Genomic DNA, 25,727 nt, shown 5'->3' on the forward strand with positions numbered 1-25,727 from the left:
TTTAATCCTCATTTTTATTTAGACTTATAAGTTCAATAAAAACTTCTTCTAAATTTGATTTATTGAATTTTTTCTTTAACTCTTCTGGTTTTCCAATTTCAAGAATATTCCCTTTATATATGAATCCAACTCTATCTGATAAAAATTCAATTTCTAGCATATTATGAGAAGATAAAAGAACAGACATCCCTTCTTCTTTAAAAGATTTAATTATTTTTCTTATTTCAAATGCATTTTGAACATCAAGTCCGCTTGTTGGTTCATCTAAAATTGCAAGTTTAGGTTTAAACATAATTGATCTTGCAAGTAAAAGTTTTCTTGTCATTCCTTTTGAATATGTGGTAACTTTATTTTTTAATCTATCTCCAAGACCACATATCTCTGAAGCTTTCTCAATAAATTTCTTTTTATCTTCTCTATTTTTAGCAAAAAATGATGCCATAAAATCAAGATATTCTTGTCCTGTTAAATTTTTATAGACCCCAGCTTCTTCAGGAAGATAGGAAATATTTTCTCTAATTTTATTATCATCTTTGCCATAAACGAAATCACCAAAATATATCTCTCCCTCATCTTTTTTTAATATTGTTGCAATAATCCTTAAAGTGGTCGTTTTACCTGCTCCATTTGGTCCAATTAAAGCAAATATTTCTCCTTTTTCAATATTAAAACTAATACCTTTTAAAGCTTTTAAATCTCCATAACTTTTCTTAAGATTACTAACACTTAATATACTCATTCAAAAACCTCTAAAAATTATTTTGTTATTCTCTAAATTAATCTTATAAAGAATGAAACATCTTGTTTTAATAGTTAATAAAAAACTTTAATCTACAAGAACTAAATCTATTATTAAAACAGTTTTTTTCTATAAAAAAAAATACACCACTATTAAAAAATTAAAATAAAAAAATATTAAAACTTATACCCCATTGAAAAAGAAAAGAAGCTTTCTTTATAATTTAAAAAATAGTTATAATATAAAATAAAAGCAAATCCAGCTAAATCTAAAACTATACCAGCTCCTATTGAATTATAGTAAGATGAATAATTTTCAACATTAGTAAAAAGATCATAGTAAATAATTATACCATATTTTATAAATCCTTCCCCAAATATAAATCTTATATCATTATTTAGAAAAGATTTCACATCACTTTCAAAAATATAACCATACTTATCAGAAGAAATTCCTCTTATTCCTGTCCCTATTCCTTTACCATAATTATAAAACCTATTCATGAGAGATCCATATTCAACAGCATTAATAAGAAATGGGGTATTATTCTTATCTGACATTTTATCAAAAACAAAAAGGTTATAATAAGAAATATCTATATTAGTAACTCTTAAAATATTAAATTTAATATATGATGTTAAAGAATATTTAATTAAATTATTGTTGAATAAAGGATTCTGGGCACTTTTTGGGTAATAATTTAAACTTAAATCTATTAACCAACAATTTTTTAAAAATTCCCCATCAAGAACTTTTATTATGGAAATAATAGAATTTAATGAAATTCTATTTAAATAATAAAATTGTTTCTCTAAATAACCAGCATTTGTATAGAAAGAACCAGGTGAAAAATAAACATAGGATTGATTTTTTAAGACTAAACTTAAAATTAAAAAATTAATTGGCATGAAACTGAATTCAACTTTACCACCAACTGTAAAGTAATTAGCTTTAACATTTTTTATATCCCCAGAAAAAACACCACTAAAGTTATTAGTTAGGTTATTAAAAAAGTAATCCCCATAATATCCAACATTTCCATATAAATTAATATTTCCAAAATTATAAATCATTAAAAGTTTTAAATCAAGCCCAAAAATCCCAATACCAAAATCAAAGTCAGTTTCAAAAGCATAAATATTAAAAGAGAATACAATAATTAAAATCAATATTAACAAAATTAAATAATTAAAAGTTATTTTTTTCATAAAAACTCCTATTTATATATAAAAATTTTACAAATTTAAAATTTTAATATATATATTTTTTTCCTTTTAATTAATATTAAAATAAATTATTATTTTTTCAATTTTAATTTTTTTTATTATACCTTAAAAATTTTTAATTTAAATTTATATTTTTTAATATAAAATCTGATTAGTATTAATTTTATAAGCAATTTTTTATGAATAACTTTGATAAATTCGAATATTTATTTGAAAAATATTTTAATATTGAAAATTTTAAGAAAAGAAACTGCTTTTTTCTATTAATTGACAATAACATTTTAAATTTTGAAAAAATTAAAGACTATTTTAATGAAAAAATTGTAAAATTTGCAGAAAACTTTATTAATTTTGAAAATAATACTCCTAAACTAAGTGAAAATATAATTAAAAATCAGTATTTTTTAATTTTTTATAAACCTTCATATTATGAAACAGAAATAGATAATAATGATATTAAAACATATTATATTTATAATTTTGAGGTTTCTTATATTAAAATAAACTTTAATAATAATATTATTTCTTTAAATAAAGATATAATTGATTTTTTATCAAATAGAGTAATTCCAATTAACATTGAAAACATATTTTTTGATCCTTCATTTAATAATGAAAAGAATATTATAATAAAAAATTCTATAGACAAAATAATAGAAGAAAGTCTTATAAAATTTAGAACATCTCAAATAATGTCTTATAAATGGTTTAAAAATATTTTTAAATTTTTATATCACAATATTAACCTTATTAAAAAAGGATACAAAAATAATTTAAATATTTTAACAAATAATTTACCTAATAACATTGAAAATTTTAATAATATTCCAAACTATCTAACTAAAGAAAACAATAAAGAAAATATGCATAATGATAATGAAAATAATATAAATATTTTTTTAATAGGTTCCTCTCCAAATCTTGATTTAGAAATATCCAATCTTAAAGAAGAAATAAATTATTTTGATAAAAATAAAAAAAAGTATTTTACTTTTTGCATAGATAACTCCTACTTTACTCTTTTAAGAAACAATATTAGTCCTGATTTTATAATTTCTTTTGACCCAGCTACTTTTACACAACTTTTTATATTAAAAAAATACATCCCATTTATAAAGAGTCCATCAATAATATGTCCTACTACTTTAAATCCTAAAACTTACAAAAATTTAAAAAAAGTATTTTTATTTAATCCTGGAATAGATTTTGAAGATGAAATATTTAATTTTTCTTTTAATAGTTTTAATAAAATTTTTATAAATAAATTTCAAAATAAAGATAATCCAATTAATTTTATAAAAAATCTACCTATACTTAATTTTAACATCACAAATGTTGGCTCTGCATCTCTTAAAATTATCTACACCATAAAAGAGCTTTTGAAAAATAATAAAGACAATAAGGGGGAAAATAATAGTTTAAATTTTACCCTAAAAATATATGGAATAGATTACTCATTTAATTCATATAAATATTATTCAAAAGAGTGTTTCTGGCAAAAATATAATAGAACTAATGAATCATATAAAGACACAACAATTAAAAATAATTTTAAAAAATGTGTTTATAAAAATGAAAAAAAACTATTTTTAATTTATAAAGAAGAATTTTCTAATGAATTAGAATATCTAATTAAAAGTGATAAAATTTATGAAGATGGTAGTTTATTTATTTCTAAAAATAAATCCTCAATTTTAGTTCCTCTTTTATCTTACTTTTATTTTATTAAACTCAAAAAAAAATCTAACCAGAAAATATCTTTTAATTTAAAAGAACAAGAAAAAACAAAAAAAGCTATTAAAGATTATATAAATAAAATTATTCTAAACCTTTCTTTATAATTACCTTATTGAAACTAATCTCTTTATTAAATAATCTTTTATATTTTTCATTTTTATTATATATTGTATTTTCTACCAAATTTTCATTTCCTTTTTCACAAACAAATATTATAGATCCTCCAAATCCACCACCCATCAATCTTGCACCTTTAATAAAATATCTATTTTTATAAAGTTCCATCATAATATATTCAATTTCTTCAACTGATACTTCATAAAATAGAGCTAAAGAAATATGAGTAACCCAAAGAAGTTTAAAAGCTTCTTCATATTCTTTCCTTTTTACAAAATACTTAAATAATTTAGTTCTTCCTATCTCAGTTACAAAGTGAAACAACCTTTTTAAAATTATATTATAATCATAATTTTTATTATTTTTAATTTCATCAATAATATTAAGTACTATTTTATTCCATTTAAAAATAAAAAATGATTTATTTAAATCTTTATTACTATAAAAATATTCTATTATATCATCTATAAATTTTTCTTTTATAAATTCATATTTTGATTTTATATTGTTATTGTCCTTATTATCATAAATGCTTGCAAAATATTTATCTAAATTACATAATATAATCTCGTTAATCTTTTTAATTTTTTCAAATCCATTAAAGTATTTAAGATATATTTCTGCAAAACTTCTTACATTTAAATTATATTTTTTTAATGCTTCCTGAATAATATCTTTTTCTTTAATACGAGTAGTATAACCTTCACCTGAAATAGAATGCTTTACATTTGAATTTATAATAAAAAATTCATAGTTACCCTTTAGGTTTAAATAACAAACAAAATTAGTTTTTCTCTTATCACTTAAAATTTTATTTATTTTTTCATAATCCAAAAAAAGTAATTTATCTTTTTCACCATAACATATTGAAAGTTGGTCTAAAAATCCACATGGAGCACCTATATATTTATTTTCTGTTTCTTTAGCTAATAAAGCTACATCAAATCTGTTAAAAGGCAAGTTAAAATACTTAGTTAAACTGTAAATCATTCCACATAAAATGGAAGCAGAGGAGGAAAGGCCAGCAGATAATGGTAATGTAGTATCAATAATTATTTTGATTGGTTCATTAATAATAACACCTTTATCCTTTAAAAGTAAAAAAGGTGCAATAATATAACCATACCATATTTTTTTCAAATCATCTTTATTAAAATCATATATTTCATCATATGAAATAAATAGTTCTTTATTATAAAGTTTTGAATAAATAAATATTCCTCTAACTTGAATATTTTCATATTTACTTATATTGATATAGTTTCCTAGATTTATTGATGCAGGAATAGAAAGACCATTAACATAATCTACATGTTCCCCAATAATATTTATTCTACCTGCTGAATAAACTAAAACTTCCATTTTAACCTCTTAAAATAATTTATAAAATATACACAAAAAATTTCTAAATTAAAATATATAATTTAAATAATAATATAATATTATTTAATAAAAATAAATTTAAATAATTTAATTTTTTCTTATTTTATTTTATTTTTCATTCTTTTTATATTTATATATTCCATTCATTTTTGTAAAACTAAATATTTCTTAAAAATTGGATTCTATAAAATAAAAAAAGCTGGCGTAAAGCCAGCTCTTTATCTCCAGCTGCAGGGATCGAACCTGCGACCCACGGATTAACAGTCCGTTGCTCTACCGGCTGAGCTAAGCTGGAATATTATTTACAATTAATTTAATTATCAAATTATAAATTTTTGTCAATCATTTTTATAATAAATTTATCTTTTTATCTTCTATCGATTTTATTTTTTTTGTCTAAATTTTTTAAATGTTTTGCTCTATTTAAAACACTTTTTAAAAACCTTTCAAGAATTGCCTCAATATCAGACTCTTCATACATTTTCTTTATTGTCTCATTTGAAAAAAGTTTTTTTGAAATTTTATATTTTTCATTTTTAAAATCAACATCAAAATCTTCATCTTTAATATCAATATCATTCTTATATTCTTCATTAATAATTTTAGTAAATATTTTCTTTGCTATATGAGAAAAAGCATTTGAAGCATCATTAAAATCTTCACTTTTATTTATAAGATCATTAAATTCATGTATAAATTCATTTTCATATTTAACAAATGAAATTTTTTTCATAAAAATTTCTCCAATAATTATTATTAAAATAAAATTTTATTAAAAGGTTTTCTGTTTCTTACTTTGTTGAATAAGTATTGGAGAAGCTATAAAAATAGAGGAATATGTACCAACAACAATTCCAAAACTTAAAGCTAATCCGAAATCTCTCAAAACTTCACCACCAAAAATAAAAATCATAAATACAACAAAAAAAGTTGTTAATGATGTTATTATTGTTCTAGAAAGTGTCTCATTTATAGATTTATTTATTAGTAAAGAAAAATCCATTTTTGGATATAATTGATAATTTTCTCTTATTCTAGAATAAACAACTATTGTATCATTTAAAGAATATCCTATAAGAGTTAAAATTGCTGCAAGAACATTCAATGTAAATTCCCTTTTCAATATAATAAGTAAAGATAATGTTAATAAAACATCGTGAATTAAAGCAACAACTGCACCTATAGAAAACTTCAAATGTTTAAATCTTATAAGAATATAAAATAATATCAAAACAAAAACTACAAGTACTAACCAAATAGAATCCCTTAAAAATTGTTTCGACATTGTTGCACCAATTAAATTGATAGATAACCAATAAACATTGCTTTGTCCATATCTATCTTCAATCAATTTTTTTAATTTATCCTGTTTCATTTGATTTTCACTGTCTTCTTTAGAAACTGGAATTTTTATATTGTAAGTTTTTGATTCTTCACTTCCAATTTGTACAACATTGCTTCCAAAACCACCTTTTACAACTGTTTCTCTAACATTAGCAAGTGTAGCCTCTTTATTATCAATTTGAACAATAAATGAAATACCTCCTGTAAAATCAATCCCAAATTTAAATCCATTAATAAATATAAAAGCAATACCGACTAAAAGAAACAAAATAGAAAATCCTATTGCAACAAATCTATATTTAACAAAATTTATCTCTTTTTTCATAATTAAAGAATCCTCCTTTTAAATCAATTTTTCTTTTTTTATATTGATATGTTTTTCTTTCTTTCATCTTTGTAAATTGAAGTCATAATTAACCTAGAAGTAATTAATACCACGATCATATTTATCACTATACCAATAGAAAGGGTTACAGCAAATCCTCTAATAGGCCCAGAACCCAATTGTGCTAATGCAATAGAAGCAATTAATGTTGTTAAGTTTGAATCAAATATAGTTAGAAAAGCCTTATCATAGCCTATACTTACTGCAAGATATGGTGGTTTACCACCTCTTAACTCATCTTTTATTCTTTCATAAATAATTACAAAAGCATCTATACCCATACCAATATTTAATATGATACCTGCAATACCAGGTAAAGTTAATGTATATGAAAATGCAGCTAAAAAAGCAACAAGAAAGAAAATATTAAAAATAAGAAGAATATCTGTTAATAAACCTATTAATTTATAATAAATAATAGCAAAAATCAAAACTAGCAAACCTCCAATTAATCCTGCTTTAATTCCTCTTTGAATAGAATCTTTACCAAGAGTAGGACCAACCTCATTTTGTTCAGCTATAACAATTGGTACAGGGAAAGAACCTGCTTTAAGAATCAAAGCTAAATCAAAAGCTTCTTCTGGTGTAAAATTACCTTGAATAGTAGCATTTGGAGAATTTATAGGTTCAGTAATCATAGGCATACTTAAAACTTTATTATCTAGAATTATAGCAAGTGGTTTATTTACATTATTTTTAGTAACCTCATAAAAGATTGCTGCTCCTTCAGCAGAAAGAGAAAATGCAACTTCTGGGCCCCATTGCCCATTTATAACATCAACTTTTTTTAAATATGTCCCATCAAGTTCCACTTTTTTCTTTACTACTGTAGCTACATCTTGAACATAATTTCCATATTTATCTTTTTTATATATTCCCATAACCTGTGAATCTTCTGGAATTAAATCTAACCTAACAATATTCCCTTTTTCATCTATAGCTCCAGGAGTATTCTTTAAAAGATTAACAGTTTCAACATCCACTAATTGAAAAGTTAACCTTCCTTCTCCAACAATAATATTTTTAATTCTGTTGAAATCTTTTGCTCCAGGTAATTCTATGGATATTAAATTTTTCCCCATCCTACTTATTTTAGGCTCAGTAACACCAAATTGATCTATTCTGTTTTTTAAGATAAGAAGCACCCTTTGCATAGCTTCTTCTTTATCAGCCTCTGTATAATCTTGAAAATTAGTAAAATCAGCTTTTAATACTATATATATTCCTCCTTTAAGATCAAGACCCAAATTGATAATTTGTTTTGAAAGTTTTCGCAAGTCTTCAATTCTTTTTAAATCTTTATCTGAAAGTCCTGCATTTGCAAGATCTTGAGGACTCAAAGTCAATAATAATTTATCCTGTTCAGAAACTAAGAAGTACCATTTATAAGTTGGAATAAGAAGATAAATAGAAAAAATTATCATAAAAATTGTTATAAATAATCTTGTCCTATTTCCCATTTTTCCTCCTGAAAATATAAAAAAATTTGAATAATATTATAAATTAAATTATCAAAAAATCTTTTTCTAAAATATATTTTTTTTATCTTTGCTTTTGATAAAATAGATTAAAATCAAAACTATTATAACTAAAATTAAGTAAATAATATAAGATAAAGAAAGTTTAGGGGTTAAAATAAAGTCCCTAATAAGTTTGAAAATATTATATTTTTCCATAAAAAAATCTTTTATTATTATATATTAATAATTTTTTAAACTAATATAAATTTTATTAATTATTTTGCTTTTTCTCAACATAAACAATTGCAGATTTAGAAAACTCTATTGAAGTAGAATCATCTACTTTAACAATTACAGTATTTTCTTTTGTTGAAACAACAGTACCATGTATACCACCAGAAGTTATAACTTTATCACCTTTTTCAAGAGCATTAACCATTTCCTGATGCTTTTTTTCCTGTCTTTTCTGGGGAATTACAAGTAAAATATAAAATAAAACCATAATAACAATAAAAGGCAAAAATAAACTTAAAAGATTTCCTGATCCACTTGTTCCTTGTGTACCAGTAGGAGCAGCCATTAACATTATATTTAACAAATTCATATACTCTCCAAAAAATTTTGTTTTAATCTTTTTAACATATATTTTTATTTAGTCAATAAAATAAAAATTTTTAATAGATAAAAATAAACATTAAATTACTTAAATATTAAACCTATAAAAATAAAAAGATAAATTATATTTTTAGAAAATTTAAATAAAATAAATATAAAATTAGATTTAGATTTTTCCAAAAAATTAATAGTTCAAATTTTTTATTTTTAAAATATTTATATGTATCTGAAATTTTTTAATAATATTAATAAAATTGTATATTTTTAATTAAAGATAATTGATTCTTAAGGAGTTATTATTATATTTTTCATCTTCCCAGTTAAGATAGAATAGCTACCATTTGATGAAATAAAAATAAAATCCCAGATTCTTATAAAACTATTATCATTTTTTATAACCCAACTATTTCCACCATCTTTAGAATAATATAATCCTTCTCCGTAAACCAATAAAGCTATAATAGAACCATCTGAACTCATAGAAACTGAAACCCAATTATTATTTCCAAGATTAGTTTTTTCTTCCCAATTATTGCCACCATCATTTGATAAATAAACACCACCATTTTCAACAAAAGCTATTATTTTTTGTCCATTAGAAGATATACACATTTTTTCCAATTCTTTGGACTCAAATTCATTTTTTCTTGTTATGGCAATTTTGTTACTGTCTCCAGAAATAGGTACATCTCTCCAACCCCTCACTCCTAAAGAATTTATTTCATTCTAATTTGAACCACCATTGTTGAAAGATAAATATATCCTCAATTAACTAATGAAATAATCTTATCCCCATTAGAAGACATATCACAGCCCATCCACTGACAAGAATTAATTTCTCCTGCTATTGTTTTTCAATATATGTGTTAAATATATTATTAACTGGATTTTGTTCGTTTTGATTTTGATTATTAATAATATTATTTAACGGTTGTTTACAAGAAAACAAAAAAATTAATAAAATTAAAAAAAATAAACTTTTTCATAAAAATTCCTTTAATTTTTTTAGATAAAAATATTTAAACCCAATATTTATTATTATAAATCAAAAAAAAATAGTAATTATTTTGAAAAATTATTTGTTTTTTATTAAAAATAATATTTTATTAATTTAGTTAAAAACAAACTTAAACCAAATGAAAAAAGAAATAAAAAAAATTTTAAAATATCTTTTTTACATTCCTTTAAGTAAAAGTGTTTTAATTAGAAAAATTATTTTAATTATATTATTAAATCCAAACAATAAATTTTCTTTTTTATACAAAAATAAAAAATGTTTTGGAGATGATATAAAAAGTATCTTGAATTTATTTTATAAATTAGGTTTAACAAATAATTTTTTTGTTTATATTAGATTATTTTTATCAAAGTCTATAAAAATTAACATAAAAGAATCTGGATTTATTGCAAGATTTTCTATTCTTTTTGTCCCATTTTATTTTAAACATTTAAATAACTTTAAGTTAAAAAAAATATCAATCCTTCCATCAAAGACTTTAAGAAATAGAAGGCTTCAAATTGAAAGAGAAATAGAAATTTTTTTAAGTCACTTTTTTTATGATATAGAAATTAGATACTTAAAGAATAATGATTATCTGCCTGTTCAATTTACTTTAATAAATAATATTATAAATAAAGAAAATTTTAATAAAGAACAGTCTATAATTCAAAAGTGTGAAAATAATTTTATTTTTGATAAAATAAAAAATTGTCTAACTATCAAGTTTAATATCTCTAAAACATCTCAATCTTTAAGTTCTCTTTTAATAATCATTCCATTAATTTTAATATATAATAGTAAAACTAATAGCAAAATATCGAGTTTGAATTCTATAAAATTAATAATAACTAATATAAAAAGCTTCTCATTTATAATTATGACCTTATATATTTTATTAAAAAATGGTATAATAATATACATTGAATCAGAAAAAAACAAATATAAAAAATTAACAAATAAAATATTGAATAATCTTTTTAAAAGTTTAATTTTAGAATATTTTGAAATAAATAAGAAAAAAGATAAACCATCTAAACTTGATAATTTTAACTTAAATTTAATTTTTAAAAAAATAAAAATTTATGATAATAATTATAAAGAATATAATTTAATTAAATTAAAAAATGATTTTAAATACATTTTAGAAAACTTTGAAGAAAACATACTTAATGAAAATTATATTAAAGAACTTGATCTATCAATTCTTTCTTTCTTTTACATACTATTTTATTTATACCCCAATAATCTTTTTCTCAAAATTTTTTTTAATAAAAAATTAAAAAGGTTTTTAAAAAAACCTCAAAAAATTAATTATTTCTGCTATCAAGGTGATTTTCTATTTTTTATATTTTTTGATATATTAAATAAAAGTAAAAAAAATACTTTTTATTTTAACTTTGAAAATTCACCAGATATTATTTTCCCATCAATTTTATTTACTATAATTAAAAAGAAAAAAGTATTTTTCTATGGTATAGAAAGATTAATATATAAAGAATCTAATAGGATAACTAGTATCCAAAACGAATTTCATAAACTTAATATAAACATTTTTTATAATAAAAAAGAGAATTACTTATACATTGACGGAAAAGAAGCTTATGAAAAACTTATTAATTTTCAAAAGACTATTAAAAAAAAGGTTTTAATTAATTCTTACAATGATCACAGGATTGTGTTTTTATTTTCAATTCTATGTTCTATTTTTGGTTTAAAAATTAAAATAAAAGGGAAAAGTTCTATTTCAAAAACATTTCCAAACTTTTTTAATTTACTTAAAAAAATTTATTGTTATAATAATAAAAATTAAATATTTTAAAATTAAATCTTAAGAATTTAATAGATTAAACTTATTAGAATGATATGAACTCTTTTGGAAAACTATTTAAAATTACTATATTTGGAGAATCTCACGGACCTTATGTTGGCATAACAATTGATGGAGTTCCTCCAGGAATAAAACTAAATATTTTAGACTTTAAAAGAGACTTAAAAAGAAGATCTCCTAATTACTATGGTTCAACCAATAGAAAAGAGGAAGATATACCTATTATTATATCAGGTATAAAAAATAATTTAACAAATGGATTTCCTTTGACTATTTTATTTGAAAATAAAAAATATAAAAATATTTATTTTAATTTTGATAAAGATAAAGAAAAAAATATTAATTACTATGAAAAATTCCTTACAATACCAAGACCATCACATGTTGATTTCGCTGCTATAAAAAAATGGGGTAAATTTTTTGATATAAGTGGTGGTGGACATTTATCTGGAAGACTTACAGTTTGTATTGTTGCAGCAGGTGTTGTTGCAAGAAAAATAATAAATAATAATTTTACTGAAATCAATAGCAATATCGAAAAAAGAATAAAAAATGATCAAGATTTTGAAATTAAAAAAAATTTCAATAAATCAATCAAAATAAAATGCGAACCAATAGAAATATATGGAATAACGGATAAAAAAAAATTTTTAGATATTATTAAAAAAATTAAAGATGAAAATGATAGTATCGGAGGAATATTACAATGCAGAATAAAAGGTTTACCTGCTGGCATTGGTGAGCCATTTTTTTATTCTCTTGAATCAGCCATATCTTCAATAATTTTTTCTATTCCATCAATAAAAGGTATAGAATTTGGTGCTGGTTTTAGTTTTTCAAAAATGAAAGGAAGTGAAGCAAATGACCCAATTGTAAATATAAATGGTAAAACAAGAACTAATTATAATGGTGGTATTACAGGTGGTATATCTAATGGAAATGATATAATTTTTAATATAGTTGCTAGACCTGTACCTTCCATAAAAAAAGAACAAGAAACAATAAATATAAAAACAAAAAAAATTGAAAAATTAGTTATTAATGGATGTCACGATTCTTGTCACATTTTAAGATTACCCCCTATAATAGAAGCAGCTTCTTATATTGCTATTCTTGACTTATTAATGATTAATAAATCTATAAACAAATAATGATACAATTTTTAAATTAAATTATTAGATAAATCAGAAATATTTTAAAGATAAATATTTATAAATTGAAATTTTATAATTTTAAAATAAAATTTAATATAGAACACCCTTCAATATTAATAATTAAAATTGTTTATAAAAAAAATAGCTTATGAAAAAGAAAATTTTATCCGTTTTATTTTCTATTTTTATAATTTTAATTAATTTTATTTTAATTATTTCTTGTCATCCAAAATTTTTATATAATAAAAATGAAGATATAGAATTTCATTGGACAAAGTTAAGAGGTAGTATTTATGAAGAAAACTGCCAATCAACATGTAAAGATAATATTGGCAACATTTATATATTAGGTAATTCTAACAGTTCTTTTGATGGACAAACAAATTATGGTTCCTATGACTTTTTTATAATTAAATATGACAGTAATGGAAACCATATATGGACAAGATTTAAAGGAGGTTCGGAAATAGATTATGCTTATGATATAGTTTATGACCCAAATGGCTTTTTATATGTTGTCGGTTATACGAGTGGAAGTTTTGACGGACAGACAAATAATGGTAGTGATGATATTTTTGTTGTTAAATACGATTTAAATGGTAATACAATATGGACAAGATTAATAGGAACAAATTCTAATGATCAAGGAAGGGCAATCTGCATTGATAAATCTGGCTATATATATATTACAGGTTCATCATGGGGCAATTTTTATGGTGCTAATAATGGTCAAAACGATACTTTTATATTAAAACTTGATCCAGGAGGAAATGTTTTATGGGGTGTATTAAGAGGAAGTAATAATTATGAAAATGGTATGGATATTATAACAGACAATGATAACAATATATATTTATGTGGAAATACAAATGGTTCATTCGATTCCCAACTTAATAATGGAGGAGAAGATATATTTGTTATAAAATATAGCTCAATAAATTCATCTCCAATTCATGAATGGACAATATTTAAGGGATCTAGTATTGATGATTATGTTACTAAAATATTTTTAGATAGTAATAATAAAATTTATATTGTAGGAACAACATTTGGAAATATTGATTCTCAATTAAATATGGGTGGAGGAGATGGATTTATTATTAAATTAAACAATATTAATGGAAATACAATTTTTACAAAATTAAAAGGTGGTCCATTACAAGAAGATGGTTATTTTAGCATTTTTATTAAAGAATATTTTATATATGCCATTGGATATACCAATTCTTCTTTCGATAGTCAAATAAATAATGGCGGAGAAGATATATTATTAGTAAAATATGATATTAATGGCAATCATATCTGGACTAAATTTATAGGAACAGAACAAAATGAAACAGGAGTTGATATATTAATTGATAATTTCGGAGCCATTATTATGGTAGGAAATGCTGCAGGTCCTCTAAATAATCAACTCAATTTTGGAGAATCTGATGTTTTTATAATAAAATTATTAAGCAAATAAAAAGTTAAAAATTTATCGATGTATTAAGATTAATTGTTAATATCTTATTATAAGGATAGGTAAATTCTCCTTTTTCTTCACCAAAATTATATGAACACCTTATATTTATTGGAGGATAATCACCAAAATATATATTTGTAGAAAAAACCAAAATAAATGTATTATCTGTTAAATTTCCATACAAACTTAGACTTAAATTCAAATGATTTTGAAAAAGTTTACTTTTTGCTATTGAACTTGCGAAATAGTATTTTCCATAATAAAAGGGTATAAAATAATCAGATAAATTCTTACCTAAGACCATTATAAGAGGTATTACTTCATCTATCTTTTCAATTCTATATCCCTGAGAATTGTAAAAAAAAGTAAAAGAAAAACTCAAACTTTTATCTTCTAAAAAATTTTTAGAAATTCCTGTAACTATTTGCAATGATGGTAAAGGTGGTAATATTTCTTCTACTAAATAAGGAAATGCTGCTTTCTTTATTCCTTTGATAAAATAACCATTAAAATATGACATTTCAAAATAGATATCTAAACTTAAATTGGTTCCACCAAAAAGAGTCCCAGAAAAATCAAAACCTATTTTTGGCTCATAACTCTTTCTAAAGTAACCTGTTAAACCAATTTCAAATCCAGAAAATGTAAAATCAATTCTTGTACCAAGACCACTTTTTTTAATATCATAATTTATAGAACTGCTATCTAATCCATATAGATCCCAGAAAAAAAACAAATTTATTTTATTTAAAGGTATATGCATTCTAACTCCTGGTTTACCACCCCTTGTATCCTGAGAGGAAAGAAAATTATATTTCTCAAGATTGATAAAATCAACTGGAGTCCACATAAAAGATGGCCCCCAAGAAATCAACTGTTTACCAACCCTAATAAATAAAAATGGTAAAATGTTATAATCAAAGAAAAACTCGGAAAGATTTAAATTTAAGTTATTTAGTTGATATGAATTTTTAAATTTATCTATATTGTCTGTAAAATAATAAATATAATAAGAATAATTATACTTGACATAAAATTTTAATATTTCCATAAATGAAATAGAACCAAAAAAATTACCTGAAATTAAACCATTTGAATTATAATTATTATAATCACTATAAAAATTATAGTTATTTGAATAATTTATAAAACCTCCAAATAGAAAGGAAAAAGTATTTTTTTTTGCTTCTTCCTTTTGCTTTTCAAACTCTTTATCAAAATTTTCTTCAGAATAAATATCTTCTTCAGAAGAAGTTTCCTGAGACAACACTTTATAACTAAATAAAAAACTATAAACTGTTAAAATAGTTAAAATTATTATAGAATAACTAAGTTTTTTTAACATATTTTTTATAAATAAATTATCAAACTTAAAAATTTTATTATAATTAAATTTTTTAAAAAAATTAATTAATCTCATAAAAAACTCCAATTTTTTACTTTTTATAGATCATTATCTTGATTGATTTTCTAAAAAAGCTTTAGTAAAAATATAATCAGGTATTTTTGAAATAGAAAAATCTTCAATCATTATTGAAGTTTTTTTGCCTTCTTCTATATTGTCAACAATCAATATTTTTGTTGCAATATATTTTTCACCTTTTAATTTCTCATACTTTATATAGTAATCAGTTTGCATCAATTTTTCAGATTGGGAAAAATATTCTCTTTTTACTGGAAGCATAGATTCTTTATCAACATAGATTTTTTGTATTGGATATGAAACATCAAGTTTTTTTGCTTTTAGCAAAATTACATAAGTGTCAAATTTTGCTACTTTTTCATCCTTTAAATAAGAAATATCATAAAGTTCTTCTGTTTTCATTTTTTCAAAACTTTCAGCTTTAGCATTTGTATCCCCAACATTCTCTTTTCTATTCTTATAAACAAACTCTCTAGTTGCAGGAAGATACATATAAAAATCATCCTTTATTCTTAAATAACCTTTTCCTTTCTCTGAGTCTGGTTCAATAAAAATAAGAACAAATTTATCTTCCTTATCTCTTCTATACCATCTTAACTTATAAACCTTATTTGAAGAATTTGGATCAACCTGTATTATATTTAAAGTCGTTGTTATATCTTCATCATAGTTCAATTTATTTTCAATATCTCTTATAACTTTAACAGGATCAATCTTCTTTTGTGTTTGGGCAGTAAAAAAAATAAAAATTATTATTAACAATGTAGTTAAAAATACTTTTTTCATTTTCCTCTCCAATTTAATTTATTATTTTATATTTTAATATTTTATTATTGCAATGCTATCTTGTTAATTATTATTTAATAGACTTCTTAAAATTCTCTCCTCAATGCTTCAACTGGTTTTATTTTACCTGCATATCTAGAAGGTATATACGCAAAAATAATAGTTAAAAAAATAATAGCTAAAAGAAGAAAAATTAATTGTAATAAATTTATTAGAAAAAATAAATGTCCCCCTTTCAAAAATAATTGAAGATCTCTAATAGATGAAAGATCAATAAAATATGAAAAAATAAAAATTAAAAACCCCCCAACTATATATCCAATAAGTGTAAAAATAATGCCAAGGATTACATTTTCTAAAATAAACAACTTAACAATATCTTCTCTTTTCATTCCAATTGTTCTTATAGTTCCAATTTCAACCATTCTATTATTTATAGTCATTCTTATATTTATAAATAATGAAACTCCTATTATAAGAAAAAGTACAAAACCTATAACAAGTGCTACACCATTTAAAACAGAAGTAAATCTTTCAACAGCACTCATAATTTCATCTATTGCAAGAATAAAGAAAAAGGTACCATTTTTATTACTTTGCATAAAGTCTCTAATAAATTTTAAAAAAGCATTACCTCCCTGTTTGCTAAAATCAAGATATTCTTTAATTACATTATAACCTTTCTCTTCTAAAATATTATTTACCTCTTTTTTTAAATTTAATGTATTTCTTTTCTCTTTTTTATCAAAATAGATCAAAATTTCTTCAGATGAATCCAAAGGGAAATTAAGTCCCTTTTTTAAATATGAAAGATGTCCAAAACTCTGAGTTGAAAGTAGAAGATTTGAGCTTTTATAAATCCCCTTTATTACAAAAAATATAGTATTATATGCCCCTGTATATGTTTTAACTACTCCAAGAATCTCGTCCCCAATATCAACTTCAAGATAATTTGCATCTTCTTCAGAAATTATTATTGAAGATTCATCTTCTAAAAAATCTTTCCAGGAGCCTTTTAATATGGTAATCTTATTAATTCCTTTTTTATCAATTTCAGGGTCTATTCCAGTAATATCAATCATTTTTGAAAAACCTTTACTATAAACTCTAAATCCAGAAGAAATTCTAAATAAAATCTCAGAATCTTTAAATTTTTCTTTAATTATTTTCTCTATTTCTTTGTTGTAATTTATTATTCTTTTAAAACTTTGCCCATTTTTATCAAATCCAAAAATAGTTAAGTCTCCAAAAAATGCTTGTGTAAAATTCTCTTTGAAGTTTACTTTAACTCCATTAGTAAAAGAAAATACAATAATTAAAATAAATCCGATTATTGAAAAAGTTGCACCCAGTGAGACTGATCTCTTTTTATCCCTAAAAATATTTCTAAATGCTATTTTTATTAAGTTTATCATAAATGTTTTCCTTATTTTTACTTATATTTGAAATATCTATATAATACTTTTCTATATAATACTTTTTGTATCAATTAAACTCTTTCTAACATAGCTTTAAGAGGAGTTATTTTAGTAGCAACTTTCAAAGGATATAATGTTGAAAGTATTGTTACCAAAATAAGTATAATAAAAATTGATATTAGAGATGAGCTTGTTAATTTAAAAAATAACTTTCCTCCTCCATACATCATCTGAGCAAAGTTTTTTGGTAATGAAATTCCTACCTTTCCAATAATAAAAACAACAACTGCTCCAATAATTATACCTAATATAGTAAAAAATATTGTAACTATTAATGACTCATATATATATTGCTTTGCTATGAAAGACTTTGATCCACCTATAGCTCTTATTGTTCCTATTTCAGCAGTTCTCTCAAATATATTTATTATAAAAGTATTCATTAAAATAATACCTACTGTTATAAAAAGAATAAAAGCAATAATTGTTATAAATATTTGAATAGCATTTGCAATTTCATATATTCCAGCTGAAGCTTTTCTCCAATCAACAACTTTAACTCCTAACTCTTTTTTTTCATTTATTTTACTAATTATTTCTGGTATATCTTTCTCATTTTTTAGTAAAACCATTATCATTGTTACCCCACTATTATTAGACCAACTCAGTTTACTAAAATCAATTGTTTCTCTATTCTTTTCTTCAGATACAGAATCCTCGGCAAAAATATCTTCCTCGCTACCTGTAGAAAGAAGTTTCTGTAAATTATTAGGTAAAGACTCAATTAGTAAACCCTGAAAATTAAATAATTCTTTATAAGTTTCTATATCAATGTAATCAATTCCTCTAAATTGATCATTAAAAAGTTTATTTCTAAATATACCAACAACTTTAACCTTTTTAGAGTTAATTGAGCTTGATCCTGAAGTTCCAATTAAAGTTAAAATATCTCCTATTTTAACATCTATTCCTCTTTCTTTTAAACTTTTCTTTGTATTTGTTGAAATAATTATTCCAGACTCATTAAAAAAACTTCCTTCTATTATTTCAATATTTTTAAATATACCCTCATATTTTTTTGGATCTATTGCATTAAAAACAATTGAAACTGATATATCTGAATCTGTATCAACTATTGCAAAATTTTGAGCCATAGGAACATAAGCTTTTATTTTATCTTGATCTTTTAAAAACTTAACAATCTGATCAAAATTTTCGATTGTTGGTAATGGTTGACTAAATGAAAAAGGACTTGGTAAAATTTTTGACTTTGATGAATAAATTACAATGTGCCCTGTATAATTGTTTATTATTGAATTTTTAGTTGCTTCTTTTAGTGAATATACAAAAGAATTACCTATTAACAAAAATAAAACCCCAAACAAAATTAATATTCCAATTGCTATAAGTTTACCTTTATATCTTAATACTGATCTAAATGCAATTTTTAAAATTAACATACTTTTCTCCTAATTTATGAAAAAAATATTTTATGAAATAACCTATCTATGAAATAATTTATCTTAGTAAAACTATTAATTATTTATAATTTTAAAATTTATTAACTATTAACAATCTTTCCATCGTGGATTTTTATAATTCTATTTGCATGACTCATAATATCTGGATCATGTGTTGAAAAAACAAAAGTTGTTCCCTCAATTTTATTTATTTCTTTCATTAAATCAATTATTTTTTGCCCTGTTTCTGAATCTAAATTAGCAGTTGGCTCATCTGCAAGTATAATCTTAGGATTTGTTACTAAGGCTCTTGCAATAGCAACTCTCTGCCTTTGACCACCAGATAGCTCAGCAGGTTTGTTTTTTATTCTATCTTTTAATCCTACTTCCTCTATGAATTTCATAACTATTTTTTCTCTTTCGGCTTTACTCATTTTACCTTTTAATAATAATGGAAATTCTATGTTTTCATAAACATTTAATACAGGAATTAAATTAAAAGATTGAAATATAAATCCTATTTTATTTAATCTAATTTTAGTTAACTCTCTATCTTTTAAATTATTAACCATTTCCCCATCAATAAAAACCTCTCCCTCCGTAGGAGAATCTATGCAACCTATTAGGTTCAATATTGTAGTCTTACCAGAACCAGAAGGTCCAGCAATGCATACAAACTCACCTGGGTCTATTTCCATATCTATCCCTCTTAAAGCATGAACTTCAGTCTTATCAAGTAAATATACTTTTTTTACATTTTTAAGTATTATACAACTCATTTTATTCTCCTAAATTATTTATCAATTTAATTAACTAATTTAATTATTATATTTCTAATCATTATTCTTTTAATTATTATGACTCTATCAATTTAATTAAATTAATCGTATTTAGCTTAATAATATAATTAAGTTTATCTAATTATTAAATCTTTAACTTTTAAGGATATTTTTATAATAAACTTACATTTTAACCTTAATTAAATTTAATAATTTTTTAAATTATTATCAATTTAATTATTGTTAAATATTATTATTTAAAGTTAAATACACAAAATTGTATAAATTTATATTAAATAAACTAATGTAAAAGAAATTATTTCATAGGAACATAAATATTTAGAAATATAAAAACAGAAAGATTAAAAAGATCGACAAGGAAATGACCAATTATAGGAAATAATAAATCTTTACACTTTTTAAAATTTATAGCCCAAACAAGACCCATAATAAATGTACTTATAAAAGTAACAGGGTGTCTATTTGCTATAGAATTAACCCCCCATGATATTGGATGATTTACTGCAAATAAAAATGTTGAATATAAAACACTTAAAAATGCTTTCCAATTTTCTGTATAAATAAGTAAAACACCTCTAAAATAGAATTCTTCAAAAAACGGATTTATTATTGAAAATAGTAACCAAAATATAATAAGATTTTTATTATTCTTTATTAAATTTATATTCATTAAAAAAAGAGCAAAAGGAATAAAACCAGCAATTAAAGATAGTATTTTATAAATATTAATCTTTTCAAAAAATAAATAACTTTGAATCTTTAGATTTTTCTTTTTTAAACCAAAAAAAATAAAAAATCCCATTAAACCCCATAAAACTAAAGTCAAAGGAATCCATGCCCATTCTTTTAAGATAATACCAGCAAATTTTGCAGTTAAAAAACCAGATAAAATTATTATAAAAGGAGAAATTATCATTAAGTATGAAATTTTAGAAAAATTATTAATTCTTATATTATTCATAGGTTCCATTTCCTATATTTTTTTTGTAATTTATCTTTTAGCCTAAATATTAACGATTAAATTTTTTTTAAAATTTATTCTTCTAAATCACTTATACATTTATAATTTATAATTTTATCTTTATAATTCTTTATTAAATATAACATAAATTCTTTAAATTCTTTTTCACCAAATGCATCTTCTACCAATCTTACTCTATCTCCAGAAAAAAAAGTCATATTATTCCCAACTCTTATTATTTTTCCATTGCCATAGACAAAATTTATAATATACCTACTTCCTTTAAATTTAGAAAATATATCTATTTCTTTAATATCATTTTTGTTTAATACAAAACTATTAAGGTTTTTCCCTCTATAAAAAATTATTTTCTCTTCATCTATTTCAACTTTTCTTATTCCTTTAATTTTCCAAATATAATAATCAAAAATTAAATATAGCATAACTAAAAAAGTAGCAAAAATAAAATAATTTTTAGAAAAAGAATCTCTTAATTTTAACATAGAAAAAATAATAATAATAGCAAGAATAAAAGTTATAATATTTACGACAACTAAATTTTTTTCTTTTGCTTCAATTATTATCTTACTATCATCCATTTTACAACCCCAACAATTTATAATTTTATTTAATTATTATTTAGTATACTATTTATTTAAATAATTTCAATTATAAATGAATTTTCTTTTAACCACTTTTTGCTATCTTTATATTGAGGAAATAGTTTTCCAACCTCATCCCAAAATTTTCTTTTATGATTTTTGATTTTTAAATGAACTAACTCATGGACAACAATATATCTAATAACAAAATCTGGAACAAAAATAAGTCTAAATGAAAAATTTAAATTTCCATTTGATGTACATGATCCCCATCTTGTTTTAGAAGAGGTAATTTTAATTGAATTAAATTTAACACTAAACTTTTTAGAATATTCTAAAACATAATTTTCCACTATTTCTTTAAGTTTCATTTTACTAAACTTTATAAAATAGTATTTTATTTTAGGATACAATTTAGAATTTATATATATAGTTAGTAATTCTTTATTTAAATAAATAGATTTTTTAGAATCTGAAATAAATTTAAAAACATAAAAATTCCCCAAATAAGGAATCTTTTCACCCTCTTTAAAATCAATTTTTTTCCATTTTTTTTTCTTTTCTTTAAGAACTTCTAATTTTTTATAAATCCATTCTCTATTTTTTTCAATAAAATTATTACATTCTTTTTCTGAAATATTATATGGAACTTTAAGTAATATTTCAAGATCTGAATTTATTTGTAAACATATTGTTTTTCTTTTTGATAAAATTTTTTTTATTTTTATCATTATTATTTGAATAAATATTAATTTATAATTTATTTTTTTTATAATATTTTTTTATCATTTATTTATTACTTTAAATTTAATTTATATTTCTGAATTTTCTATTATTATTCTCTATTTATTTTCATTACTTATCTTATTTATATCTTTTTTAATTGTATTAAATTTAATATAAATTTTTTGTAAAAAACTAGAAATAAAAATAATTAAAATTGAAAGAAAAATAAAAAAGAGAAAAAGATAAAATATATTTAATAAAACTTTTAGAATACCAATTTTGTAAAAATTTAAGAATGGATATGGGAAACTTTTTAAAAAATAACCACTTATTAAAATAATAAAAAGGTATAATAAAGGATAATTTAACCATTTTAATATTATTTTTATAATAAATATATAATATTTTATAATAATTAAATATTTATTTTTTTCTATAAAAAATACCCAATAAAATATATAAAAAATTGGATTAATTATATGCAAAAAATTATCAACAATTCTCTGTAAACCAAATGTATTCCATAACTTTCTTAAAAAAATATTATAGACAAAAGCAACAATAATAATGTAAACACAAACAGCTGTTGAATAAAATGAAAAATTTTTTCTATGATAACATTTTGAATAACTCTCTCCTTTTTTTGTCTTAATAATTTCATATAAGCTTCTCAAATAAACAAATATTATTAAAATATTTGTTTGAATAGTAAAATAAAAAAAGAATTTTATGTTTGAAAAAATGAAACTTTCTTTTTTTAGAATAAAACTCTTTTGAATAACAGAAAAATAGTATTGCGTAATTATTGAAAATAGTGAAGCAATTAAAAATAAAATAATTAAAAACAAATAAAAATCAATTTTATTAAAATTTATTTTTTGCATAAAAAATTTATTATATTTTACTGATATATATTTTCAACATATTTTCTATTTTATATTCTTATATTCTATTTTATCGTTTCTTCATTTTATATTTTTTCAATTGATTATCTTATGTTATTTTAAAATATTTACTTTTTTTTTATTAGATATATTTTACCAAAAATTTATAACAAAAAATTTAAAATTAAAAACAATTTTATTTTTATTAATAGATTTAATTTAACCAAATAATTAAAAAGTTTTAATGAATAAAAAAGGCTTTTTTAATAATATTATTTATATTGAATCTATTGATTCTACTAACTCTGAATTACTTGAAAAAGAATATCCTGATAGAACTGTTCTATATACATTTAATCAGACAGCTGGAAGAGGTAGATTTGAAAGAAAATGGATAAATTTAAAAGATAAAGCTTTAGCTTTTTCAATTTTAATAAAAAATCTAAATAATTTTGAATTAAGTAAAACTTTTTATATAACATCAATACTTGCTATATCATGCATTGATACAATCAAAGATATTTTTAATAATAAGAAAAAATTAAATATATGGATAAAATGGCCAAATGATATTTATATTAACAATAAAAAGCTTGCTGGAATTTTAACAGAAACAAAAGTCATAAATGAAAATTCTTATAAAATTACGAGTGGTATAGGAATAAATATAAATTTAGATTCAAATGATATTAAACAAATAGAAGGTTCCCCTACTTCGCTTTTTATAGAAACTGGAATTTTAACTGAAATTCAGGGATTTACAATTAAACTTTTAGAAAAACTAAATAGTAATATTGCTATATTTTTAGAAAATGACAATAGTTTAAATTATAATCTAATAAAAGATAAATGGAAAGAATATAGTCAATTGATTGGAAAAAATATTATCTTCAAATTAAATGAAAATAATAAATTAATTGAGGCAAAAGTCATAGATATAGATGACATCGGTCATATCGTATTAAAAATTAAAAACAATAAATTAATTTTTTCTGATTCAGATATTAAGATAATTTTTTAGTAAACTTTTTTTATGTTAAATTTTTACATTAAATATTATTTGTTAATTTTAAAAAACTTTACATCTTCAATTGTTATCAGAACTTCTTTTAAAATTGGTTCAATTGTATTTAAGAAATTATCTAGTTTATCTTCAGAATCAACAATTTCTATTATTATTGGAAGATTTTCAGATAACTCAACAAGTTTATTAGTGTGAATTTGAAAATGTGTTCCGTACCCCTCTATTGCCTTTATTATAGTAGCTCCATTTATTTTTAGTTCCCTAGCTTTAAGAATAATATATTCATATAGAGGTTTACCCTTATAGTGATCTGCTTCATCAAGAAAAATTCTTAGTAACTTAGAGTTAACAAATTTTTCAAGCATTTTAAACTCCAAAAACCTTAATTAATAATAAAAAAATATTTTTAAATCTTTTTTATTATTTGTAAAAAAACTTTAGATAATAATATCCCAATAATAACTGCGATTAATGCAAATAAATTGTTTAATAAAAAATTAAAAAATGCTTCTTTATACTCTTTTTCTTTTATAAAATTGAATGTTTCAATAGCATAAGTTGAAAATGTTGTATAAGCACCAAGAAAACCAGTAAGAAAAAAAACTCTTAAATAAGATGGTATAGTAATCTCCTCAAAAATAGAATAAATAAAGCCAATTAAAAAAGATCCTGTTACATTTACAAAAAGAGTACCTAACGGGAATATTTCACCAAAAAGAATATTTAATTTTTTTGAAATAAAATATCTTAAAATAGTCCCCAAAATTCCACCTGTTGCAACAAATAAAATATTTTTCATCAATAAATACCTTAAATAAATAATTGTTTTTTCAAAAACTATTTACTCAATAATTAAATTATATAAATTTAAATTTTTGCTTTTTATTTTTATTTTCAATTTTTACATTTATACTATACTATTATTTATTTTTTATTTCATATTTAATATTATTTTAATCAATATTTTTTATTATTTTAATTAATTAATAAATTTTTTTCATTTTTTTTCATATTATTTTTATATTATCCTTATATTCTTATTCTATTTCTATTTCTATTTATAAAAAAGTTTATTATATACCAATCCTTTTTGTAAGCTTTCTTCAAAATTAAAAATTTATTTTTTAAAAATAAAAATTGCGAGTGGAGGGACTTGAACCCACACGCATTGCTGCACCAGATCCTAAGTC

Annotated in this window: 24 protein-coding genes and 1 tRNA gene; 5 read left to right on the forward strand and 20 right to left on the reverse strand. The window is 21.4% G+C overall.

The window, feature by feature from the left end:
• Position 1: 1 nt before the first annotated feature.
• Together N3A58_02060 and N3A58_02065 are read right to left on the reverse strand one after the other, a co-directional pair.
• The gene (locus tag N3A58_02060; protein ID MCX8058182.1) at positions 2 to 739 is read right to left on the reverse strand and encodes an ABC transporter ATP-binding protein; all 738 of its coding nucleotides are present in this window, start codon (positions 737 to 739) and stop codon (positions 2 to 4) included.
• Positions 740 to 915: 176 nt separating this feature from the next.
• On the reverse strand, positions 916 to 1,947 hold the full coding sequence (locus N3A58_02065; protein MCX8058183.1) for a hypothetical protein: 1,032 nt from the start codon (positions 1,945 to 1,947) through the stop codon (positions 916 to 918).
• A gap of 197 nt (positions 1,948 to 2,144) precedes the next feature.
• Here N3A58_02065 and N3A58_02070 point away from each other — a divergent pair, with 197 nt between their 5' ends.
• A complete protein-coding gene (locus tag N3A58_02070; GenBank protein MCX8058184.1) occupies positions 2,145 to 3,806 on the forward strand; it encodes a DUF115 domain-containing protein in 1,662 nt (553 codons plus the stop codon).
• Here N3A58_02070 and N3A58_02075 read toward each other — a convergent pair.
• From N3A58_02075 to N3A58_02105, 7 genes are all read right to left on the reverse strand, one after another.
• Positions 3,784 to 5,181 (reverse strand): hypothetical protein, encoded by a 1,398-nt coding sequence (locus N3A58_02075; protein MCX8058185.1) that lies wholly within the window; start codon positions 5,179 to 5,181, stop codon positions 3,784 to 3,786. The two genes, N3A58_02070 and N3A58_02075, sit on opposite strands and share 23 nt — an antisense overlap.
• Before the next feature lie 243 nt (positions 5,182 to 5,424).
• Positions 5,425 to 5,497, reverse strand: a tRNA-Asn gene (locus N3A58_02080).
• Between the two features lie 72 nt (positions 5,498 to 5,569).
• Positions 5,570 to 5,935: a hypothetical protein gene (locus N3A58_02085; GenBank protein ID MCX8058186.1), complete on the reverse strand. Its 366-nt coding sequence runs from the start codon at positions 5,933 to 5,935 to the stop codon at positions 5,570 to 5,572.
• Between the two features lie 39 nt (positions 5,936 to 5,974).
• On the reverse strand, positions 5,975 to 6,871 hold the full coding sequence (gene secF, locus N3A58_02090; GenBank protein MCX8058187.1) for a protein translocase subunit SecF: 897 nt from the start codon (positions 6,869 to 6,871) through the stop codon (positions 5,975 to 5,977).
• 38 nt (positions 6,872 to 6,909) lie between these two features.
• On the reverse strand, positions 6,910 to 8,391 hold the full coding sequence (secD, locus tag N3A58_02095; GenBank protein ID MCX8058188.1) for a protein translocase subunit SecD: 1,482 nt from the start codon (positions 8,389 to 8,391) through the stop codon (positions 6,910 to 6,912).
• A 271-nt stretch (positions 8,392 to 8,662) separates the two neighbouring features.
• Positions 8,663 to 8,995 (reverse strand): preprotein translocase subunit YajC, encoded by a 333-nt coding sequence (yajC, locus tag N3A58_02100; GenBank protein ID MCX8058189.1) that lies wholly within the window; start codon positions 8,993 to 8,995, stop codon positions 8,663 to 8,665.
• Positions 8,996 to 9,291: 296 nt separating this feature from the next.
• Positions 9,292 to 9,711, reverse strand: a complete 420-nt coding sequence (locus tag N3A58_02105) for a hypothetical protein (GenBank protein ID MCX8058190.1) — start codon at positions 9,709 to 9,711, stop codon at positions 9,292 to 9,294.
• Between the two features lie 431 nt (positions 9,712 to 10,142).
• Between N3A58_02105 and N3A58_02110 the strand changes: the two genes are divergently transcribed.
• The 3 genes from N3A58_02110 to N3A58_02120 all read left to right on the forward strand — a co-directional run bounded on the left by N3A58_02110 (position 10,143) and on the right by N3A58_02120 (position 14,453).
• Positions 10,143 to 11,816 (forward strand): hypothetical protein, encoded by a 1,674-nt coding sequence (locus tag N3A58_02110; protein ID MCX8058191.1) that lies wholly within the window; start codon positions 10,143 to 10,145, stop codon positions 11,814 to 11,816.
• A gap of 53 nt (positions 11,817 to 11,869) precedes the next feature.
• Complete coding sequence (aroC, locus tag N3A58_02115) at positions 11,870 to 12,985, forward strand: chorismate synthase (GenBank protein MCX8058192.1); 1,116 nt, start codon at positions 11,870 to 11,872, stop codon at positions 12,983 to 12,985.
• A 151-nt stretch (positions 12,986 to 13,136) separates the two neighbouring features.
• Positions 13,137 to 14,453 (forward strand): SBBP repeat-containing protein, encoded by a 1,317-nt coding sequence (locus tag N3A58_02120; GenBank protein MCX8058193.1) that lies wholly within the window; start codon positions 13,137 to 13,139, stop codon positions 14,451 to 14,453.
• A 4-nt stretch (positions 14,454 to 14,457) separates the two neighbouring features.
• Here N3A58_02120 and N3A58_02125 read toward each other — a convergent pair whose 3' ends face one another.
• The 9 genes from N3A58_02125 to N3A58_02165 all read right to left on the reverse strand — a co-directional run bounded on the left by N3A58_02125 (position 14,458) and on the right by N3A58_02165 (position 23,513).
• A complete protein-coding gene (locus N3A58_02125; GenBank protein ID MCX8058194.1) occupies positions 14,458 to 15,873 on the reverse strand; it encodes a hypothetical protein in 1,416 nt (471 codons plus the stop codon).
• A gap of 33 nt (positions 15,874 to 15,906) precedes the next feature.
• The gene (locus N3A58_02130; GenBank protein ID MCX8058195.1) at positions 15,907 to 16,662 is read right to left on the reverse strand and encodes an outer membrane lipoprotein-sorting protein; all 756 of its coding nucleotides are present in this window, start codon (positions 16,660 to 16,662) and stop codon (positions 15,907 to 15,909) included.
• Positions 16,663 to 16,748: 86 nt separating this feature from the next.
• Positions 16,749 to 18,077 carry an FtsX-like permease family protein gene (locus N3A58_02135; protein MCX8058196.1) on the reverse strand — a complete coding sequence of 443 codons (1,329 nt, stop codon included), beginning with the start codon at positions 18,075 to 18,077 and terminating at the stop codon, positions 16,749 to 16,751.
• Between the two features lie 74 nt (positions 18,078 to 18,151).
• Positions 18,152 to 19,540 carry an FtsX-like permease family protein gene (locus N3A58_02140; protein ID MCX8058197.1) on the reverse strand — a complete coding sequence of 463 codons (1,389 nt, stop codon included), beginning with the start codon at positions 19,538 to 19,540 and terminating at the stop codon, positions 18,152 to 18,154.
• Positions 19,541 to 19,641: 101 nt separating this feature from the next.
• Entirely contained in the window at positions 19,642 to 20,319 is a 678-nt protein-coding gene (locus N3A58_02145) for an ABC transporter ATP-binding protein (GenBank protein MCX8058198.1), read from the reverse strand.
• 316 nt (positions 20,320 to 20,635) lie between these two features.
• Positions 20,636 to 21,301: a CPBP family intramembrane metalloprotease gene (locus N3A58_02150; protein MCX8058199.1), complete on the reverse strand. Its 666-nt coding sequence runs from the start codon at positions 21,299 to 21,301 to the stop codon at positions 20,636 to 20,638.
• A 74-nt stretch (positions 21,302 to 21,375) separates the two neighbouring features.
• A complete protein-coding gene (locus N3A58_02155; GenBank protein MCX8058200.1) occupies positions 21,376 to 21,900 on the reverse strand; it encodes a hypothetical protein in 525 nt (174 codons plus the stop codon).
• 56 nt (positions 21,901 to 21,956) lie between these two features.
• Positions 21,957 to 22,634 carry a M48 family metallopeptidase gene (locus tag N3A58_02160; protein ID MCX8058201.1) on the reverse strand — a complete coding sequence of 226 codons (678 nt, stop codon included), beginning with the start codon at positions 22,632 to 22,634 and terminating at the stop codon, positions 21,957 to 21,959.
• 111 nt (positions 22,635 to 22,745) lie between these two features.
• Complete coding sequence (locus N3A58_02165) at positions 22,746 to 23,513, reverse strand: Pr6Pr family membrane protein (protein ID MCX8058202.1); 768 nt, start codon at positions 23,511 to 23,513, stop codon at positions 22,746 to 22,748.
• A gap of 244 nt (positions 23,514 to 23,757) precedes the next feature.
• On the opposite strand from N3A58_02165, the gene N3A58_02170 reads away from it, so the two are divergent.
• Positions 23,758 to 24,534, forward strand: a complete 777-nt coding sequence (locus tag N3A58_02170) for a biotin--[acetyl-CoA-carboxylase] ligase (protein MCX8058203.1) — start codon at positions 23,758 to 23,760, stop codon at positions 24,532 to 24,534.
• Between the two features lie 35 nt (positions 24,535 to 24,569).
• On the opposite strand, the gene N3A58_02175 is transcribed toward N3A58_02170, so the two are convergent.
• Positions 24,570 to 24,902, reverse strand: coding sequence for a DUF190 domain-containing protein (locus tag N3A58_02175; protein ID MCX8058204.1), 333 nt, complete (start codon positions 24,900 to 24,902; stop codon positions 24,570 to 24,572).
• Positions 24,903 to 24,943: 41 nt separating this feature from the next.
• On the reverse strand, positions 24,944 to 25,336 hold the full coding sequence (gene crcB / locus N3A58_02180; GenBank protein MCX8058205.1) for a fluoride efflux transporter CrcB: 393 nt from the start codon (positions 25,334 to 25,336) through the stop codon (positions 24,944 to 24,946).
• Positions 25,337 to 25,727 lie beyond the last annotated feature (391 nt).

Source organism: Spirochaetota bacterium (genome assembly GCA_026415295.1).
In the GTDB taxonomy this organism is placed as follows: Bacteria; Spirochaetota; JAAYUW01; order JAAYUW01; family JAOAHJ01; genus JAOAHJ01.

Bases quoted from the DNA above. Each gene is read 5' to 3' on its own strand.
- N3A58_02075 (MCX8058185.1), bottom strand. From the start codon at position 5,181: ATGGAAGTTTTAGTTTATTCAGCAGGTAGAATAAATATTATTGGGGAA.
- crcB (MCX8058205.1), bottom strand. From the start codon at position 25,336: ATGAAAAATATTTTATTTGTTGCAACAGGTGGAATTTTGGGGACTATT.
- N3A58_02135 (MCX8058196.1), bottom strand. From the start codon at position 18,077: ATGATAAACTTAATAAAAATAGCATTTAGAAATATTTTTAGGGATAAA.
- N3A58_02155 (MCX8058200.1), bottom strand. From the start codon at position 21,900: ATGGATGATAGTAAGATAATAATTGAAGCAAAAGAAAAAAATTTAGTT.
- aroC (MCX8058192.1), top strand. From the start codon at position 11,870: ATGAACTCTTTTGGAAAACTATTTAAAATTACTATATTTGGAGAATCT.
- N3A58_02110 (MCX8058191.1), top strand. From the start codon at position 10,143: ATGAAAAAAGAAATAAAAAAAATTTTAAAATATCTTTTTTACATTCCT.
- N3A58_02150 (MCX8058199.1), bottom strand. From the start codon at position 21,301: ATGAATAATATAAGAATTAATAATTTTTCTAAAATTTCATACTTAATG.
- N3A58_02120 (MCX8058193.1), top strand. From the start codon at position 13,137: ATGAAAAAGAAAATTTTATCCGTTTTATTTTCTATTTTTATAATTTTA.
- N3A58_02160 (MCX8058201.1), bottom strand. From the start codon at position 22,634: ATGATAAAAATAAAAAAAATTTTATCAAAAAGAAAAACAATATGTTTA.
- N3A58_02125 (MCX8058194.1), bottom strand. From the start codon at position 15,873: ATGAGATTAATTAATTTTTTTAAAAAATTTAATTATAATAAAATTTTT.
- yajC (MCX8058189.1), bottom strand. From the start codon at position 8,995: ATGAATTTGTTAAATATAATGTTAATGGCTGCTCCTACTGGTACACAA.
- N3A58_02070 (MCX8058184.1), top strand. From the start codon at position 2,145: ATGAATAACTTTGATAAATTCGAATATTTATTTGAAAAATATTTTAAT.
- N3A58_02145 (MCX8058198.1), bottom strand. From the start codon at position 20,319: ATGAGTTGTATAATACTTAAAAATGTAAAAAAAGTATATTTACTTGAT.
- N3A58_02165 (MCX8058202.1), bottom strand. From the start codon at position 23,513: ATGCAAAAAATAAATTTTAATAAAATTGATTTTTATTTGTTTTTAATT.
- N3A58_02175 (MCX8058204.1), bottom strand. From the start codon at position 24,902: ATGCTTGAAAAATTTGTTAACTCTAAGTTACTAAGAATTTTTCTTGAT.
- secF (MCX8058187.1), bottom strand. From the start codon at position 6,871: ATGAAAAAAGAGATAAATTTTGTTAAATATAGATTTGTTGCAATAGGA.
- N3A58_02170 (MCX8058203.1), top strand. From the start codon at position 23,758: ATGAATAAAAAAGGCTTTTTTAATAATATTATTTATATTGAATCTATT.
- N3A58_02140 (MCX8058197.1), bottom strand. From the start codon at position 19,540: ATGTTAATTTTAAAAATTGCATTTAGATCAGTATTAAGATATAAAGGT.
- secD (MCX8058188.1), bottom strand. From the start codon at position 8,391: ATGGGAAATAGGACAAGATTATTTATAACAATTTTTATGATAATTTTT.
- N3A58_02085 (MCX8058186.1), bottom strand. From the start codon at position 5,935: ATGAAAAAAATTTCATTTGTTAAATATGAAAATGAATTTATACATGAA.
- N3A58_02065 (MCX8058183.1), bottom strand. From the start codon at position 1,947: ATGAAAAAAATAACTTTTAATTATTTAATTTTGTTAATATTGATTTTA.
- N3A58_02060 (MCX8058182.1), bottom strand. From the start codon at position 739: ATGAGTATATTAAGTGTTAGTAATCTTAAGAAAAGTTATGGAGATTTA.
- N3A58_02130 (MCX8058195.1), bottom strand. From the start codon at position 16,662: ATGAAAAAAGTATTTTTAACTACATTGTTAATAATAATTTTTATTTTT.